We start from the raw sequence: 16,179 nt of genomic DNA, 5'->3' as shown, positions 1-16,179 counted from the left end.
CTCGTGACGTTGTCGGCAAGCAGAAAAGGTAGCACTAACCCTGACGAAACACGAGGCCCGAAGGGCGATTAGCGGACGCGGCGGTGCAGCCCACCGCCCACCAGCAACGCCAGCACCAGCAGCAGCGCGATAAACCCGCCGACGCCGTTCCAGCCGTAGCGGTGCCAGAACAGCCCGCCGAGCGTGCCCGCGAAGCTTGAGCCTAAGTAATAGCTGAACAGATAGAGTGAGGACGCCTGGCCTTTGGCGCGCCGCGCCCGCGGGCCTATCCAGCTGCTCGCAACGGAGTGCGCCGCAAAGAACCCGGCGGAGAAGAGCAGCATACCCGCGAAAATCAGCCACAGGGATGAGAACAGCGTGAGGAGCAGGCCGCACAGCATGATGCCGGTAAAGCCGAGCATCACCGGGCCGCGGCCGAAACGCGCGGTCATCGCGCCCGCTTTCGGCGAGCTCCAGGTGCCAGTGAGATACGCGACAGACAGCAGGCCCACCGCCGCCTGGCTTAAGTGCCAGGGCGAGAGCATCAGCCGGTAGCCGATGTAGTTAAACAGCGTTACAAACGCGCCCATCAGCAGAAAGCCTTCGGCGAAGAGCAGCGGCAGGCCGTCGTCGCGCCAGTGCAGGCGAAAGTTAATCAGCAGCGTGCGCGGGCGCAGCGATGAGGCGCGAAAATGGCGCGAAGCCGGAAGGATTTTCCAGAACATTAAGGCCGCCGCGAGCGCAAAGCAGCCGATACAGGCCATCGCCACGCGCCAGCTAAAGAAATCGGTGATAACCCCGGTGAGCAGACGGCCGCTCATACCGCCAATCGAGTTACCGCTGATGTAGAGCCCCATCGAGAACGCCACCATGCTGGGGTGGATCTCCTCGGACAGATAGGTCATGCCGACGGCCGCCACGCCGCTCAGCGACAGCCCAATCAGCGCGCGCATCAGCAGAATGCCGTGCCAGCTGTGCATCATGGTGGCAAGCAGGGTGCAGATGGAAGCGAGCAGCAGGGCCGTGACCATCACGTTTTTGCGCCCGATAGCGTCGGACAGCGGCCCGGTAAACAGCAGCCCCACGGCCAGCATCCCCGTGGCGACCGAGAGCGAAATACTGCTGGCGGCGGGCGTGACGCCAAATTCCTGCGACAGCACCGGCAGAATGGGCTGTACGCAGTAGAGCAGGGCGAAAGTGGCGAGACCCGCGGAGAAGAGCGCGAGCGTGACGCGCATAAAGGCGGGCGTGCCGCGTTTGATATAGGTTGCCGGCGCGGCAGTAACGGCATCGTCAGCAGCCTGCGCCGGCGGCGCGCTGACGGTAGTGGTACGACTCACAGCATATCCTTACGTAATATCCCCGCGATTGCTGGCTGCGGGTGAGGCACACACACGAAGAGTAGAAAGCGGCGAATCATCTGTCTAATATATTAATAATCTCAAATAATATGTATTAAATATGAATATCGAACTGCGTCATCTTCGCTATTTTGTGGCGGTGGCAGAGGAGCTGCATTTTGGCCGCGCCGCCGCCCGCCTGAACATTTCCCAGCCGCCGTTAAGCCAGCAGATCCAGGCGCTGGAAGCGCAGACCGGCGCGCGGCTGCTGGCCCGCACCAACCGCAGCGTCACGCTCACGGCGGCAGGCAGGCAGTTTCTCGCCGACAGCCGCCAGATTTTAAGCGAGGTGGAAGCCGCGGCGGTGCGCGCCGCGCGCCTGCATAACGGCGAGACCGGCGAACTGCGCATCGGTTTTACGTCATCAGCGCCGTTTATCCGCGCTATTTCCGACACGCTTTCCGTGTTTCGCCGTCGCTACCCGGATGTGCATTTGCAGACGCTTGAGATAAACACCCGCTCGCAGATAGCGCCGCTGACCGAAGGGCGGCTCGATGTCGGGCTGATGCGTAACACCCCGCTGCCGGAGACGCTTGCCTGGCAACTGGTGCTGCGCGAACCGCTGCTGGCGCTCATCCCCTGCGATCATCCGCTCGCCGCGCGCGAGGCGGTGTCGATAAGTGAGCTGGCGGGCGAGCCGTTCGTCTTTTTTGACCCGCACGTCGGCACCGGGCTGTGTGACGATATTCTCGGGCTGTTGCATCGCTACGGCGTGCAGCCGCGCATCACGCAGGAGGTGGGCGAGGCGATGACAATCATCGGCCTGGTGGCGGCGGGGCTCGGCGTGTCGATTCTTCCGGCGTCGTTTCAGCGCGTGCGGTTAGAGGAGATGCGCTGGGTAAAACTGCGCGAGCCGGATGCAATTTCAGAAATGTGGCTGGTCTGGGCGCGGCATCAGGAGCAAAGCGCCGCGGCACAACGTTTTATTTCTCTGCTTAACGGGGCCGCGCAATGGCCGGAAACGGCCGCCGATCTGCATAAAAATGTGCGGTAAATCACAAGGCTAAGTAAAAATTTGACGCGCCCTGGCGAAGTGATTCACCATAGCCGAATGTTTATTTCGAAGCGCGAAAATAAGGGAGCAGGACGTGGTTGCTGACAGTCAACCGGGCCATATCGATCAGATAAAACAGACCAATGCGGGCGCTGTCTATCGCCTGATTGATCAGCTTGGCCCGGTATCACGTATCGATCTTTCCAGACTGGCGCAACTCGCCCCCGCCAGCATTACCAAAATCGTGCGCGAAATGCTGGAGGCGCATCTGGTTCAGGAGACGGAAATCCAGGAGCCAGGCAGCCGTGGTCGCCCCGCCGTAGGGCTCGCGGTGGAAACCGACGCCTGGCACTACCTTTCGGTGCGCATCAACCGCGGTGAAATCAACCTCGCGCTGCGCGATCTCAGCAGCAAACTGGTGGTGGAAGAGCAGCTCGATCTGCCGTTGCAGGAGACCCGCCCGCTGCTCGATCGCATTATCGACCATATCGATCGCTTTTTTATCCGCCATCAGCGCCAGCTGGAGCGCCTCACCGCCATCGCCATTACGCTGCCTGGCGTGATTGATACCGAACATGGGCTGGTGCGCCAGATGCCGTTTTATGATGTCGTTGATATGCCGCTTGGCGCGGCGCTGGAGGCGCACACCGGCGTACCGGTGTTTGTCCAGCATGACATCAGCGCCTGGACGATGGCCGAAGGGCTGTTCGGCGCGTCACGCGGCGCGCGTGATGTGATTCAGGTGGTTATCGATCATAACGTCGGCGCGGGCGTCATTACCGACGGCCGCCTGCTGCACGCGGGCAGCAGCAGCCTGGTGGAGATTGGCCACACGCAGGTCGATCCTTACGGCAAACGCTGCTACTGCGGCAACCACGGCTGCCTTGAAACTATCGCCAGCATCGACAGCGTGCTGGAGCTGGCGCAGCAGCGGATGAATCAGTCGATGGGCTCGATGCTGCACGGACAGCCGCTTAGCGTGGAGTCGCTGTGCGACGCGGCGCTGGCGGGCGATCTGCTGGCGCGCGATATTATTCTCGGCGTCGGCGTTAACGTCGGGCGCATTCTCGCGATTATGGTCAATCTGTTTAACCCACAAAAAATTCTGATTGGTTCGCCGCTCAACCGGGCGTCCGATATTCTCTTTCCGGCGATTGCTGACGCCGTTCGCCAGCAGTCGCTGCCCGCCTACAGCCGGAACATCAGCGTGGAAAGCACCCAGTTCTCAAACCGCGGCACGATGGCGGGCGCAGCGCTGGTGAAAGACGCGATGTATAACGGTTCGTTGTTGATTCGCCTGCTGCAAGGCTGACGACTTTCCCTTGATCCACTAAAAATTGCGCTAACTCAAGCTGACCCTGAAAGTCTTCTTTTAGACTTTTGCCACTGGATCATTCTTTTTAACACAATGGCAGATGGAGTCAGCGATGCTTAAGCGCGTCTTTATTACCGGTACAGATACCGCCGTCGGGAAAACGGTGGTTTCCCGCGCCCTGTTACAGGCGCTGGCCGCCACCGGCAAACGCGTGGTGGGCTATAAGCCGGTGGCGAAAGGCAGCAAAATGACGCCGGAGGGGCTGCGCAACAAAGATGCCCTGGTACTGCAAAGCGTCTCTTCCCTGGCGCTGCCGTATGAGGCTATCAACCCCATCGCGTTTAGCGAAGAAGAGAGCAGCGTGGCGCATAGCTGCGCCATTAACTATTCGCTGCTGTCAAACGGCCTCGCGCAGCTGTGTGAACAGGCGGATCACGTGGTGGTGGAGGGCACAGGCGGCTGGCGCAGCCTGATGAACGATTTACGCCCGCTTTCCGACTGGGTAGTGCAGGAGCAGTTGCCGGTGTTGATGGTGGTGGGCATTCAGGAAGGGTGTCTGAACCATGCGCTGTTAACCGCGCAGGCGATTGCGAGCGACGGTCTGCCGCTGGTGGGCTGGGTGGCGAACCGGATAAATCCGGGGCTGGCGCATTACGCCGAAATTATCGAGGTGTTAAGCCAGAAGCTGCCTACGCCGCTGATAGGTGAATTACCGTATCTGCCGCGCGCCGAGCAGCGCGATTTAGCGAAGTGGGTGGATGTGACGCGTCTTGGTGCAACCGACCCGTTGCGCGCCGCGGTGTGAGTGGTTTTATGGCGGGTGCGCTGCGCTTACCCGCCCTACGGAACAGACGGTGGAGCAATAATGTAGGGCGGGTAAGCGCAGCGCACCCGCCTTGTGGAACAGACGGCAGGAGACGCACCCGCCGTTTTACTCACCCTTCGTGAATATTGAGCGCCCGTCGCGTACGCCCGGAGCTGAGATAATCGGCGATATAATCCTGTGAAATCTCACCGCTGTAGCGGCCGTCTTCATCCACGATCGGCATCCAGACCGTGTTGTGCTCGTAAAGACGTGATAACACCACGCGCAGGTTATCTTCCGCTTTACCGGTCACGCGGAACGGGTGGGTGATATCGGCGCAAACGCCCGTTGCGCCGCGCGCTTCGCGACGCTTCACAAATCCCAGCGGCTTCTCGTTCTCGTCCACCACCGTTACGGAACGCATATCGTTGTCGTCCATCAGCGCGAACGCCTCTGCAAGCGGCGTCGAGCTACGCACTGTAATCGTCGGCTGTTTGTCCGTCACATCGCCCGCCTGAATCAGCAGCAGGCGTTTCAGCGTACGATCCTGGCCCACAAAAGAGCCGACAAACTCGTTGGCCGGTTTCGCGAGCAGCTCGTCGGGGCTGGCGCACTGAATGATTTTCCCCTGGCGGAACACCGCGATGCGATCGCCAAGCTTCAGCGCTTCATCGATATCGTGGCTCACCAGCATCACCGTTTTCTTCAACTGGCGCTGCATCTCCAGGAACTGATTCTGGATAACCTCGCGGTTAATCGGGTCGACCGCGCCGAAAGGTTCATCCATCAGCAGCACCGGTGGATCTGCCGCCAGCGCGCGAATAACGCCGATACGCTGCTGCTGGCCGCCGGACATCTCTTTCGGGTAGCGGTTGAGGAAGCGTTTCGGATCCAGCGCCACCATCGCCATCAGCTCGGTCGCGCGTTCCTTGCAGCGCGCTTTATCCCAGCCCAGCATCCGCGGCACCACGGTGATGTTCTCTTCAATCGTCATATTCGGGAACAGGCCAATCTGCTGAATGACATAACCGATATTGCGGCGCAGCGTGACGGTATCGAGATCGGTTGTGTCTTCGCCGTTAATAAAAATCTTGCCGCCGGAGGGCGCGATCAGCCGGTTAATCATCTTCAGCGTGGTGGTCTTGCCGCAGCCAGACGGGCCGAGCAGCACGCACATTTCGCCTTCCGGCACGTTCAGGTTGACGTTATCGACGGCGTTAAACGTCTGGCCGTTCTTCTGCACAAACTGTTTGGTGAGGTTTTCAAGTTTAATCATTAGCGGATCCCCTTCGGCGTCAGCACAACCTGCAGGCGGTGCAGTAACCAGTCCAGAATAATGGCCAGTAAACAGATCATCAGCGCACCGGCGATAAGCATACGAATGTCGCTCCCGCCGATGCCGTTAAGCAGCAACAACCCCAGACCGCCCGCGCCGATAACGGCGGCGATCGCCATCACGCCGATATTCATCACGACCGCGGTACGAATGCCGCCGAAAATCACCGGCAGCGCCATGGGAATTTCCACCCAGCGCAGGCGCTGCCAGAACGTCATGCCGATACCGCGACCGGCTTCGCGAAGCCCCGGCGGCAGGCTGTCGAGCGCGGTGTGCGTGTTACGCACGATAGGCAGCAGTGAATAGAGAAACACGGCGGTGATGGCGGGCAGAGCGCCGATGCCCTGGCCTATCAGCGAGAAGAGCGGGATCATCAGCCCGAACAGGGCGATGGACGGAATGGTCAGCACCAGCGTCGCCAGCCCCAGCACCGGTGTGGCGAGCCATTTATGGCGCACAATCAGAATGCCGAGCGGCACGCCGATAACAATCGCGAAGCCCACCGCCAGCAGCACCAGCCACAGGTGCTGGAACGTAAGGCTCGCCAGAAAACCGGCGTTATCGATCATATAGTGAATGGTATCCATCATCCCTCCTTAAAGCAGACCTTTGTCGCGCAGGAAGTCGCGGGCGACCTGCTGCGGCGTCTGGTGATCGATATCCACCTTCGCGTTAAGCGTGGTGATGGTCTCGTTATCCATCAGGCCGGAGATCGTATTGAGCGCCTCCTCAAGCCCCGGATTCGCCGCCAGCGTATCCTTACGCACGACCGGCGTAACGGCGTAGCTTGGGAAAAAGCCCTTATCATCTTCCAGCACTTTTAAATCGAAGCCTTTCACGCGCCCGTCGGTGGCGTAGACCAGGCCTGCGTCCACAAAGCCGTCGCGGATGGCGTTATAGACCAGCCCCGGGTCCATCTGGCGGATCTGCGGGCGGTCGAGCGGCATGTTGTACGCCTGTTGCAGCGGCTTCATACCGTCACTGCGGCCGTAAAACTCCAGGTCGAGCGCCAGCATCCAGTTATTATCCGGGTCGGTTTTGCGCACCTGTTCGACTTTCTGCGCCAGCTGCGAAATCGTCGAAATATGCTCCTTTTCGGCGCGCTTGCGCTGCATCGCGAACGCATAGGTATTGTTCATGCTGGCGGGTTTCAGCCACACCAGCCCGAGCTTCGCGTCGAGCTTTTTCACCGTGTTATAGGTTTCCTCGGGCGTCATTCGTTTATTGATATGGTTGAAGATAATCAGCGACGTGCCGGTGTACTCCCAGGTCATGTCCACCTGTTTGTTGATCATGGCGTTGCGCGAAATTACCGTCGCGATATTGGTGCGCGGCTCCACCTGAAAGCCTTTCTTTTGCAGGTAAAGCACCGTCATGGCAGAAAGAATATGTTGCTCGGTAAAGCTCTTGGTGGTCAGCACCAGCGGTGCGGCGCGGGCGGCGGTCGTGGCCAGCAAGAGGCCCGCGGCGGCGAAAGCCAGCCAGCGATTCAGCAGGGTCATCGGAAGCTCCTTATCATCAGGCGGTATGCGGGCTGAGCACGCGGCCAAGGGCTGCGAGCGCCATATCCAGAATCAGCGCGAACAACGCCGTGGCGGCGGCACCAAGAATGAGCGTCGGAAAATCGTTCAGATAGATGCCAGGGAAAATCAGCTCGCCGAAGCTGCTCGCGCCGATAAGAAAGGCGAGCGGCGCGGTGCCGACGTTAATGGCGGTCGCGATGCGAATGCCGGAGAGCATCACCGGCCAGGCGTTCGGTAGCTCCACCTGCCACAGCCGCTGGCCTTTGGTCATTCCAATGCCGTTGGCGGCTTCAATCAGCGAGCCCGGCACCGAGCAGAGCCCGGCGTAGGTGTTACGCACAATCGGCAGCAGAGAAGCCAGAAACAGCGCCACGATAGCGGGTTTATCGCCAATGCCGACCACCACCATCGCGAGTGCCAGCACCGCCAGCGGTGGCAGGGTATTGCCGACGTTAAAAATCTGCATCGCGTATTCTGCGAAGCGGCGCGCGGCCGGACGGCTTAACAGAATGCCGCTCGGGATACCGACGGCGAGCGCCAGCGCCATGGAACTGAACACCAGAATCAGGTGCTGTTTACCCAGATAAAGCAGATCTTCGCGGCGGGCGGCGAGGGTGTCGGGGCCGATGCCCCAGACCAGTAAGGCAATAACGGCCGCGAGCCCGGCCAGCGCCCCGATGGCGCGTAAAGTCAGTGAGGCTTTCTGCATGAGGCGTTGTCTCCCTGGTGCACGTTTTATGGCGATAAGGCTCGCCTGTTGTTATGCCGTGTGTCGGCAGGGTGTATTGAGCTATAGCAACGGGGCGGGAAGGATTCCACATTACGTGACATTTATCTGGCGAATGATTTACCCGGGCAATTAACGATTTCCCCTTATCCCGCCTCGCTTCCCGGGCGCGACAGAGAATTATCTTAAAAGGCAAGCGGAGAAAGTGACGCCGTAACAAAACGGGCGTCTATAGCGAAAAAATCCCGGCAGGGCGCGCAGTTATGGTAGCGTCAGAAAAAACCGAAACCAGAAAGTGGAACGTAAAACGATGGGGCTGTTGATTAAAGCGCTGCTCGGCGCGGCGGTAGTAGTGCTGATAGGCATGCTGTCGAAAACGAAAAATTACTATATCGCGGGGCTCATCCCGCTCTTTCCGACGTTTGCGCTGATTGCCCACTATATCGTCGTCACCGGGCGCGGCGTGGAGGCGCTGCGCACCACGGTGATTTTCGGTATGTGGGCCATCATTCCTTATTTTGTCTATCTGGCCTCGCTGTGGGTGCTAAGCGGCATGGTTAAAGTGCCGCTGGCGCTCGGCGGCGCGGTGGCCTGCTGGTGCCTGAGCGCCTGGCTGCTGATTGCGCTCTGGAGCCGCTTTCACTAACGGTAAAGCGTTTTTTGCGAAACCGGCATCAGCAGCCCGCTGCGCCAGTGGGTAAGCGTCGCACGGGTCAGCTCGCCCAGCGCCTCGTAAAACGGATGTTGCGCCTGCGCGCAGAACACCTCCAGAAAGCGCGGCGCGAAGGGCAGCAGATGCCAGGCCAGCAACTCATCGAGCTCGCGGGTTTTTCCCTGTTCCGCAAGCCAGGCCGCCAGCAGCAACAGCAGACCGATATGATCCGCGGGTTCATTTAGCGGCGTTTCAAAAGCGATGGCGTTGTCACGCAGCCACCCCTGCAGCGCAAGCGTGGAGTCGCCAAACAGCACCGATTCACGATCGAGCCAGACCGATCCCCACGGCGGCGCGGGCAGCGCGTGCGGGCCGATAAAGAGCCGCTGCCACGCCTGCGCCAGCGTTTCATCCCCGCTGTTCAGCGTGTAAAACCCGGCCACGCGCGCGCTATCAAACCCGCAGGGCCATTCGCGTTCCCAGCCCGGCATACGCAGCGCGTCCACAATGGCGCGCGCTTCGGGCGCCTCGGGCGAGTAATAAAAGAGCGCGCCCAGAATGCGGGCGCAACAGGCGATATCCGTTAATTTTTCTTTCACTGCGTCACTGTCCTGAAAAAGCCGGGCGGCGTCGCCGCCCGGAGATTATCCCGCAACGGCCATACCGACCGTCATGTGCAGCCCATAAAAGAGGCCGCGACCGATAAGTTCGCCTGCCAGTACCAGCGCAAACCCTGCCGCCAGCCCCCACGGGCGCGGCGGAACGCGGCGCACCAGCGGGCAGAGCCAACAGCCGATGCCGAGCGCCAGCAATACCATGCGCCACGCCTGCCAGAAGCCGTAATCCGGCAGCAGGGCGCTTGCCTGTTGTACGGAGCTGTGAATGCCTGCAAGGCCCGCGCTCTGCATCAGCGCCGCCGCGACGCTTATCACCAGTGCGAATACGCTTACCATCGCGAACTCTCGCGGGCCAGCGACGCCCGCGACGGCGAGCAGAAGCGCGCCGAGCAGCGGCCCGCCGAGAAACGCCGTCAGAAAAAAGCCGAGCGTGGTATAGCCGTTATGCCAGGTCGGCACGGTGTTTATCTGATAAACGCGGGTCATCGCGAAGATAAACAGCACGCCGAGCGCCATCGCCACGATAAGCCAGATTTTCCCGAGCGCGTCGGGCATTTTCCCGAGCACCGCCACCAGCCACCACAGCCCACCCACCGCGAAAAACAGCGATCCGCTGGCGATTTCATTACTGAGCGGCGAGTGCCCGAGGCGGTTCAGTGAATTGAACGCGCGCAGCGGCGAGCCGAGATGCATCACCGAGGCGAGAAAGGCGATGCCCATCAGCACCCAGAGAAAAAACATGGCGCGCACCATGCGCGGGCGTTCATCCTTAAGGCCTGTAAACCACGCCAGCCCGGTGACGATAAGCCCGCCCACCACGCACTGGCCGAGCACGGTGAATAACACCAGCGGCCATTCATGCCATCCGCTTCCCATTTCAGACCTCCTTCGGATTCGCCAGTTTGCCGGTGGTGTCACCGGTCGGGCGGCTGTTTGCATTGGGTTTAATCACAATATTCGGGCGGGTAAAATGCGCGGCGGGCAGCGGCGCGACCTGCGCCAGCGAACCGTACTTTTTACGCAGTTCGTCAATCGGCGCCATATCCAGCGCGCGCAGCGGGCAGGATTCGACGCAAATCGGTTTTTTGCCCTCAGCGATGCGTTCATAGCAGCCGTCGCATTTAGTCATATGCCCTTTGGCGGCGTTGTACTGCGGCGCGCCGTACGGACAAGCCATATGGCAGTAGCGACAACCAATGCAGACCTCTTCATTCACCACCACAAAGCCGTCCTCGCGCTTGTGCATCGCACCGCTGGGGCACACTTTGGTGCAGGCCGGATCTTCACAGTGGTTACAGGCTATTGAGAGGTAGTAAGCGAAGACGTTCTGATGCCAGACGCCGTTATCCTCCTGCCAGTCGCCGCCCGCGTATTCATAGATGCGGCGAAAGCTGACGTCAGGGGTGAGATCTTTGTAATCCTTGCACGCCAGCTCGCAGGTTTTACACCCGGTGCAGCGGCTGGAATCGATATAAAAGCCGTATTGTGTGGTCATCGGAACTCCTTACACCCTGGCAAGCTGAACGAGATTGCTGTGCGACGGATTGCCTTTCGCCAGCGGCGAGGGCCGTTGCGTGGTCAAAACATTGATAGACCCGGCGTGATCGACGCCCTCGGCGTCAGGCTGGTACCACGCGCCTTCGCCCAGCGCCACGACGCCCGGCATAATGCGCGGCGTCACTTTCGCCTCAATGCGCGCTTCGCCGCGCGCATTCCAGACGCGCACCGGGTCGCCGTCGTTGATGCCGCGCGCCTGCGCATCCTGCGGGTTGATCCAGACCTGCTGGCGACACGCGGCCTGTAACACGTCCACGTTGCCGTAAGTCGAGTGGGTGCGGGATTTGTAGTGAAAACCGGTGAGCTGGAGCGGGTACTGCGCGCGCAGCGGGTCGCTGACCTGTTCAAAACCGGGGCTGTAGACCGGCAGCGGATGAATGACATCGCCTTCCGGCAGTTGCCAGTGCGCGGCGATGTCGGCAAGCGCCGACGAGTAGATCTCGATTTTACCGGAGGGCGTGTCGAGCGGGTTGGCAGTCGGGTTTTCCCGGAAAGCCTGATAGGCGACGTGATGGCCCTGCGGATCACGAAGCTTAAAGATCCCCTGTTGGCGGAACGTGTCGAAATCCGGCAGTTCCGGGATCGCGCGCCGCGACTGCGCGTAAAGGTGACGCAGCCAGCCTTCCTGAGTACGGCCTTCGCTGAAGGTGTCGCCAACACCCATGCGCGCCGCGAGCGCGCTGGTGATGTCATAGATAGTGCGGCACTCAAAGCGCGGCGCAATCGCCTGGTCGGCGAAAATCACGTAGGCCATATTGCCGCAGGAGGCGTCGAGCGCGAAATCCATCTGCTCCGACGCGGTGCAGTCTGGCAGCAGGATATCGGCATAGCGCGCCGAGGCGGTCATATGGCAGTCGATCACCACGATCAGCTCGCACTTTTTGTCATCCTGCAAAATCTCATGGGTGCGGTTGATCTGCGAGTGCTGGTTGATAAGACAGTTACCGGCGTAGTTCCAGATCATCTTAATCGGCACGTCGAGCTTCTCTTTGCCGCGCACGCCGTCGGCGGTGGCGGTCATCGACGGGCCGCGCTCGATGGCGTCGGTCCAGGTGAACATCGAGATGCTGGTCTCCACCGGGTTTTGAAGCGTCGGCATTCGTTCGAAAGGGAGTGAAAACGAGCCTTCGCGCGCGCCGCTGTTGCCGCCGTGAATGCCGACGTTCCCCGTGAGGATGGGGAGCATCGCTATCGCGCGGCAGGCCAGCTCGCCATTGGAATGGCGCTGCGGCCCCCAGCCCTGGGCGATAAATGCCGGTTTCGCCTCGCCGATTTCACGGGCGAGTTTGATAATGCGCGCTTCGGGAATGCCGGTGATGGGCGCGGCCCAGGCGGGCGTTTTGGCGGTGCCATCCGGCCCGTCGCCGAGAATATACGCCTTATAGTGGCCGTTCGCGGGCGCGCCGGGCGGCAGCGTTTTCTCGTCATAGCCAACGCAGTAGTTATCCAGAAACGGTTGATCGACATAGTTTTCAGTGATCAACACCCAGGCGATCGCGGACGCCAGCGCGGCGTCGGTGCCGGGGCGGATCGGGATCCACTCATCCTCGCGTCCGGCGGCCGTGTCGGTATAGCGCGGATCGATGACTATCATTCGCGCCTGCGATTTCGCGCGCGCCTGCTCAAGGTAATACGTCACGCCGCCGCCGCTCATGCGGGTTTCGCCAGGGTTATTGCCAAACAGTACCACCAGCTTGCTGTTTTCAATATCAGACGGGCTGTTGCCGTCGGCCCAGCCGCCATAGGTGTAATTAAGGCCGGCTGCGATCTGCGCGCTGGAGTAATCGCCATAATGATTAAGATAGCCGCCGCAGCAGTTCATCAGCCGGGCAAGCAGCGTTTTCCCCGGCGGCCAGGAGCGCGTCATGGTGCCGCCGAGCGTACCGGTGCCGTAGTTAAGGTAAATCGCCTCGTTACCGTAGTCGCTGATGATGCGCTTCATGCCCTGGGCGATGGTGTCCAGCGCTTCATCCCAGCTGATGCGCACAAATTTGCCTTCGCCGCGTTTGCCGACGCGCTTCATCGGGTATTTCAGGCGGTCCGGGTTGTAGACGCGTCGTCGCATGGAGCGGCCACGCAGGCAGGCGCGCACCTGGTGCAGCCCGTCGTAGTCATCGCCGCCCGTGTTATCGGTTTCGACATAGCGGATTTCGCCATTCACCACATGCATACGCAATGGGCAGCGGCTGCCGCAGTTGACGGTACAGGCGCTCCAGACGACGCGCTCGTCCGGCGCGCTGATGGCCTGCCCGACGGCGGCGGCCACCTGTCTGACCCCGAAGGGCAGGGAGATGCCGCCTGCCGCGAGCGCCAGACCGCCAAGCGCGGTGGATTTCACCAGCGTGCGGCGGCTGATCCCGACCGGATTATCGGTATTTGACATTACTCACTCCTTGTCTCCGCAAAAGAGACGCAATGTGTTTTCTGATTGTGGTTTTGTTTTTATGGTCGGCCTGCTTGCCCGCGTTTCAGGCGACGCCAGAAGGGCGAGAGACAGGTGGCGACAGGTGCGACGATGAAACCGGATTGCAGAAAAGTAGATGGCTAATGATTAGCGCAGGGAAGAGTTTTACTCATAACGGAGTAGAAAACGTTAACGAGGGTCAATAGATGTGGCGTATGGAAGGCGGGAAATAAAAAAGGGGCCGAAGCCCCGTGTGCGGTTATTGCGGTTCGCTGGCCGCGCCCTGCGACGTTCCGCCGCCGCTGGCGTTGCCGCTTTGAGTACGGGTGTAGAGAATTTTCTGCGTATCGTTCGCGCAATGCCCGACAACCTGCGCATCCGGCTGGTCAGCCTGGTCGTTAGGAACGATAGTTAACGTAAATCCGGTTTCCGGTACGCCATTATTAATGATGCGCTGTTCAATATCGGCTTTAACCCGTTCACAGGAGTTTTGCGCGGCGCTGACCGGTAATGTCGCAGCCAGCAGGAGGGCACCTGCCCAGTAACGTTTTTTCATTAACGGCTCCTTATTGACGTAAAACAGATGTAGTAAGCATAGCAGTTGTTATATATATCACTGACTTTTCAGATATCATGCCGCTTTTGGCGAGGCCGCAGAAGGATAATAAAGACGTGAAAAACTACGTGACGGTAATGATGGTAACGCTTGTGCTGACCGGCTGCGATAAGCCGGACGCGCTCGCACCGTTCAGCCCGGAGATGGCCAGTTTCTCAAGCGAGTTTAATTTCGATCCGCTACGCGGCCCGGTAAAAAACTTCACTCAGAAGCTGGTTAACGACAGCGGCGAGGTGGAGACGGAAGTTAACGGCACCCTCTCGCAAGAAGGGTGCTTCGAGACGCTGAATTATTCCGACAAACCGAGTAACAGCCATCTGGCGCTGGTGCTGGACGCTAACTATTACCTCGACGCGATAAGCCGCGAAAAGCGTATCCGTTTACAGGGCAAATGCCAGCTGGCCGAGCTGCCGGCGGTGGGCATGGTCTATGAAACCAACGATCGTGAATTTGTCGTGAAAGGGCACACGTCCGAAGTATCAACCACCTACCGCTACGATGATGAAGGCTATCCGCTCGGCAAAACCAGCAAAACCAAAGACGCTGAACTGTCGACCGTCGCGACGCCGAGCGATACGCGTAAAAAACATGACTACAGCTCGGTGACGACGCTTAACAGTAAAGTGATCGATACGGCGAAACAGAGCTGCGAATATGACCGCCATCTCAACCCGTCAAGCTGCGTACTGGAAATTACCGACGCCAGCGCGATGCCGCCCGTGCTGCATAAATTCACGATTCAGAACGAAATTAATTATTACTGACAGGCCGTTAAAATGTGTACGAGAAAAGCGCAGGCAATCCTGCGCTTAAATATTACTGCGCGGTGGGTTTCAGCAGCGTCGTCCCGGCGGGTTTGAGGTTCGTCAGGTACTGATGCTGGAAAATACACATGCGGATGGTGTTGCGGTACTCGCCATTAATAAAGAATTCATGGATAAGTTCGCCTTCCACCATAAAGCCGAGCTTGCGGTAAATATGAATCGCTTTGGCGTTCTCTTTATCGACGATCAGATAGAGCTTATAGAGATTCAGCACCGTAAAGCCGTAATCCATCGCCAGTTTTGCCGCACGGCTGGCGAGGCCTTTGCCCTGATGCTCCGGTGAAATGATTATCTGAAATTCAGCGCGGCGGTGGACGTGGTTAATCTCCACCAGCTCCACCAGGCCTGCTTTATCGCCGTCACACTCCACCACAAAGCGGCGTTCGCTCTGGTCGTGGATATGTTTATCGTAGAGATCGGAGAGTTCGACGAACGCTTCATAAGGCTCTTCGAACCAGTAGCGCATGACGCTGGCGTTATTGTCGAGCTGGTGGACGAAACGCAAATCTTCACGTTCCAGCGGGCGCAGTTTGACATCAACGTAGTCTGACATCGTTCATCCTTTTATGCGCGGGAAATACCGGCCCCCGCTGTGCGGGAGCCGTGATACAAAGAGGGTTTACGGATTAATGACGCGGCCGGTGCGGCGGTCAAGACAACGCAGGGTGTTGGGCTCCCAGTAGGCGTTCAGATTCGCGCTTTTCTCGCAGTTGTCTTTGGCGTCGAACGCGACATCTGTTTTATCCCACTCTTTTTCGGTACGCTTGTTCACTTTCTGGCGTAAAGAACGGGTGTCATTCCATTGCTCTTTATCCATCGCGGCATCCTGGCGGGTCCGCGCGTTATCGCCAGACTCAATAATCAGTTTATCGGTTTGCGCGTTAGCGACGCCTGACAGCGCGCCGGTCAGCAACGCCAGCAGCAGTGAGTGGCGAAGGAATTTGTTCATAGCGATATCCTTAAGAAGCGGTTCTTGTCGTGAAGCCGACACGCTTTACTATATCATCGTGCGCGATTTGCGCACAGCGGCAGCGATTGCCGATATTACCTCAATGAGTCTCAATATGATTAAAACCACTTTGCTGTTTTTTGCCACCGCGCTTGCGGAAATTATTGGCTGTTTTCTGCCGTGGCTGTGGCTGCGCAAAGGGGCGAGCGTGCTTTTACTGCTGCCGGCGGCGCTGTCGCTGATGCTGTTCGTCTGGCTGCTCACGCTGCACCCGGCGGCGAGCGGGCGGGTGTATGCCGCTTACGGCGGCGTCTATGTGATGACCGCGCTTATCTGGCTGCGCGTCGTCGACGGCGTACGCCTGAGTCTCTACGACTGGGCAGGTGCGGCGGTCGCGCTGTGCGGCATGTTGATTATCGTCGCAGGTTGGGGCCGCGCCTGACGCGCTTCTGATTTCACCTGACTTTTCTGGCAACCACGC

18 protein-coding genes are annotated in these 16,179 nt (G+C 59.4%); 6 read left to right on the top strand and 12 right to left on the bottom strand.

Going from position 1 to position 16,179, the window contains the following annotated elements; genetic code table 11:
* Positions 1-68: 68 nt before the first annotated feature.
* On the bottom strand, positions 69-1,319 hold the full coding sequence (locus ACUW6V_RS01060) for an MFS transporter (RefSeq protein ID WP_454037884.1): 1,251 nt from the start codon (positions 1,317-1,319) through the stop codon (positions 69-71).
* Positions 1,320-1,440: 121 nt separating this feature from the next.
* Between ACUW6V_RS01060 and ACUW6V_RS01055 the strand changes: the two genes are divergently transcribed.
* The 3 genes from ACUW6V_RS01055 to bioD all read left to right on the top strand — a co-directional run bounded on the left by ACUW6V_RS01055 (position 1,441) and on the right by bioD (position 4,493).
* Positions 1,441-2,373 carry a LysR family transcriptional regulator gene (locus ACUW6V_RS01055; protein ID WP_454037883.1) on the top strand — a complete coding sequence of 311 codons (933 nt, stop codon included), beginning with the start codon at positions 1,441-1,443 and terminating at the stop codon, positions 2,371-2,373.
* Positions 2,374-2,467: 94 nt separating this feature from the next.
* A complete protein-coding gene (gene mlc, locus ACUW6V_RS01050) occupies positions 2,468-3,685 on the top strand; it encodes a sugar metabolism global transcriptional regulator Mlc (RefSeq protein ID WP_454037882.1) in 1,218 nt (405 codons plus the stop codon).
* Positions 3,686-3,800: 115 nt separating this feature from the next.
* Positions 3,801-4,493: a dethiobiotin synthase gene (gene bioD / locus ACUW6V_RS01045; RefSeq protein ID WP_105622209.1), complete on the top strand. Its 693-nt coding sequence runs from the start codon at positions 3,801-3,803 to the stop codon at positions 4,491-4,493.
* 130 nt (positions 4,494-4,623) lie between these two features.
* Here the strand turns inward: bioD and osmV are convergent, their stop codons facing one another.
* From osmV to osmY, 4 genes are read right to left on the bottom strand one after another with little or no spacing between them, the layout of a single operon-like run.
* Entirely contained in the window at positions 4,624-5,769 is a 1,146-nt protein-coding gene (gene osmV / locus ACUW6V_RS01040; protein WP_004387233.1) for an osmoprotectant ABC transporter ATP-binding protein OsmV, read from the bottom strand.
* On the bottom strand, positions 5,769-6,416 hold the full coding sequence (osmW, locus tag ACUW6V_RS01035; protein WP_004387234.1) for an osmoprotectant ABC transporter permease OsmW: 648 nt from the start codon (positions 6,414-6,416) through the stop codon (positions 5,769-5,771). Before osmW ends, osmV begins: the two co-directional genes overlap by 1 nt.
* Before the next feature lie 9 nt (positions 6,417-6,425).
* The gene (gene osmX, locus ACUW6V_RS01030) at positions 6,426-7,331 is read right to left on the bottom strand and encodes an osmoprotectant ABC transporter substrate-binding protein OsmX (RefSeq protein WP_104672532.1); all 906 of its coding nucleotides are present in this window, start codon (positions 7,329-7,331) and stop codon (positions 6,426-6,428) included.
* 16 nt (positions 7,332-7,347) lie between these two features.
* Positions 7,348-8,061 carry an osmoprotectant ABC transporter permease OsmY gene (osmY, locus tag ACUW6V_RS01025; RefSeq protein ID WP_054624777.1) on the bottom strand — a complete coding sequence of 238 codons (714 nt, stop codon included), beginning with the start codon at positions 8,059-8,061 and terminating at the stop codon, positions 7,348-7,350.
* 328 nt (positions 8,062-8,389) lie between these two features.
* Here osmY and ACUW6V_RS01020 point away from each other — a divergent pair, with 328 nt between their 5' ends.
* Positions 8,390-8,725 carry a GlpM family protein gene (locus ACUW6V_RS01020; protein ID WP_004387237.1) on the top strand — a complete coding sequence of 112 codons (336 nt, stop codon included), beginning with the start codon at positions 8,390-8,392 and terminating at the stop codon, positions 8,723-8,725.
* Here ACUW6V_RS01020 and dmsD read toward each other — a convergent pair.
* From dmsD to ACUW6V_RS00995, 5 genes are all read right to left on the bottom strand, one after another.
* Positions 8,722-9,330 carry a Tat proofreading chaperone DmsD gene (gene dmsD, locus ACUW6V_RS01015; protein WP_032989495.1) on the bottom strand — a complete coding sequence of 203 codons (609 nt, stop codon included), beginning with the start codon at positions 9,328-9,330 and terminating at the stop codon, positions 8,722-8,724. The genes ACUW6V_RS01020 and dmsD overlap by 4 nt on opposite strands.
* 45 nt (positions 9,331-9,375) lie before the next feature.
* The gene (locus tag ACUW6V_RS01010) at positions 9,376-10,224 is read right to left on the bottom strand and encodes a dimethyl sulfoxide reductase anchor subunit family protein (RefSeq protein ID WP_063265612.1); all 849 of its coding nucleotides are present in this window, start codon (positions 10,222-10,224) and stop codon (positions 9,376-9,378) included.
* A 1-nt stretch (position 10,225) separates the two neighbouring features.
* Positions 10,226-10,843, bottom strand: coding sequence for a DMSO/selenate family reductase complex B subunit (locus ACUW6V_RS01005; RefSeq protein ID WP_007867979.1), 618 nt, complete (start codon positions 10,841-10,843; stop codon positions 10,226-10,228).
* A 9-nt stretch (positions 10,844-10,852) separates the two neighbouring features.
* Entirely contained in the window at positions 10,853-13,288 is a 2,436-nt protein-coding gene (dmsA, locus tag ACUW6V_RS01000) for a dimethylsulfoxide reductase subunit A (protein WP_105583650.1), read from the bottom strand.
* A gap of 280 nt (positions 13,289-13,568) precedes the next feature.
* Positions 13,569-13,865 (bottom strand): DUF1161 domain-containing protein, encoded by a 297-nt coding sequence (locus ACUW6V_RS00995; RefSeq protein WP_007867972.1) that lies wholly within the window; start codon positions 13,863-13,865, stop codon positions 13,569-13,571.
* A gap of 116 nt (positions 13,866-13,981) precedes the next feature.
* Between ACUW6V_RS00995 and ACUW6V_RS00990 the strand changes: the two genes are divergently transcribed.
* Positions 13,982-14,689, top strand: a complete 708-nt coding sequence (locus ACUW6V_RS00990; protein WP_105583652.1) for a YnfC family lipoprotein — start codon at positions 13,982-13,984, stop codon at positions 14,687-14,689.
* Between the two features lie 52 nt (positions 14,690-14,741).
* Here the strand turns inward: ACUW6V_RS00990 and speG are convergent, their stop codons facing one another.
* Both speG and ACUW6V_RS00980 read right to left on the bottom strand, forming a co-directional pair.
* Entirely contained in the window at positions 14,742-15,302 is a 561-nt protein-coding gene (gene speG / locus ACUW6V_RS00985) for a spermidine N1-acetyltransferase (protein WP_004387243.1), read from the bottom strand.
* A gap of 66 nt (positions 15,303-15,368) precedes the next feature.
* Positions 15,369-15,698, bottom strand: coding sequence for a DUF1283 family protein (locus tag ACUW6V_RS00980; RefSeq protein ID WP_454037881.1), 330 nt, complete (start codon positions 15,696-15,698; stop codon positions 15,369-15,371).
* A gap of 115 nt (positions 15,699-15,813) precedes the next feature.
* Here ACUW6V_RS00980 and ACUW6V_RS00975 point away from each other — a divergent pair, with 115 nt between their 5' ends.
* Positions 15,814-16,140 carry a YnfA family protein gene (locus tag ACUW6V_RS00975; protein ID WP_004387245.1) on the top strand — a complete coding sequence of 109 codons (327 nt, stop codon included), beginning with the start codon at positions 15,814-15,816 and terminating at the stop codon, positions 16,138-16,140.
* Positions 16,141-16,179: the final 39 nt, after the last annotated feature.

The organism is Cronobacter sp. 153480017-3, assembly GCF_053627815.1.
The sequence above is the reverse complement of the archived record's forward strand: the minus strand, read 5'-3'. Positions and strand labels throughout refer to the sequence as shown.

Excerpts from the sequence above, each read along its gene's own strand:
- ACUW6V_RS01055 (WP_454037883.1), top strand. The coding sequence starts at position 1,441 with ATGAATATCGAACTGCGTCATCTTCGCTATTTTGTGGCGGTGGCAGAG.
- bioD (WP_105622209.1), top strand. The coding sequence starts at position 3,801 with ATGCTTAAGCGCGTCTTTATTACCGGTACAGATACCGCCGTCGGGAAA.
- osmV (WP_004387233.1), bottom strand. The coding sequence starts at position 5,769 with ATGATTAAACTTGAAAACCTCACCAAACAGTTTGTGCAGAAGAACGGC.
- osmW (WP_004387234.1), bottom strand. The coding sequence starts at position 6,416 with ATGGATACCATTCACTATATGATCGATAACGCCGGTTTTCTGGCGAGC.
- osmX (WP_104672532.1), bottom strand. The coding sequence starts at position 7,331 with ATGACCCTGCTGAATCGCTGGCTGGCTTTCGCCGCCGCGGGCCTCTTG.
- osmY (WP_054624777.1), bottom strand. The coding sequence starts at position 8,061 with ATGCAGAAAGCCTCACTGACTTTACGCGCCATCGGGGCGCTGGCCGGG.
- ACUW6V_RS01020 (WP_004387237.1), top strand. The coding sequence starts at position 8,390 with ATGGGGCTGTTGATTAAAGCGCTGCTCGGCGCGGCGGTAGTAGTGCTG.
- ACUW6V_RS01010 (WP_063265612.1), bottom strand. The coding sequence starts at position 10,224 with ATGGGAAGCGGATGGCATGAATGGCCGCTGGTGTTATTCACCGTGCTC.
- ACUW6V_RS01005 (WP_007867979.1), bottom strand. The coding sequence starts at position 10,843 with ATGACCACACAATACGGCTTTTATATCGATTCCAGCCGCTGCACCGGG.
- dmsA (WP_105583650.1), bottom strand. The coding sequence starts at position 13,288 with ATGTCAAATACCGATAATCCGGTCGGGATCAGCCGCCGCACGCTGGTG.
- ACUW6V_RS00995 (WP_007867972.1), bottom strand. The coding sequence starts at position 13,865 with ATGAAAAAACGTTACTGGGCAGGTGCCCTCCTGCTGGCTGCGACATTA.
- speG (WP_004387243.1), bottom strand. The coding sequence starts at position 15,302 with ATGTCAGACTACGTTGATGTCAAACTGCGCCCGCTGGAACGTGAAGAT.
- ACUW6V_RS00980 (WP_454037881.1), bottom strand. The coding sequence starts at position 15,698 with ATGAACAAATTCCTTCGCCACTCACTGCTGCTGGCGTTGCTGACCGGC.
- ACUW6V_RS00975 (WP_004387245.1), top strand. The coding sequence starts at position 15,814 with ATGATTAAAACCACTTTGCTGTTTTTTGCCACCGCGCTTGCGGAAATT.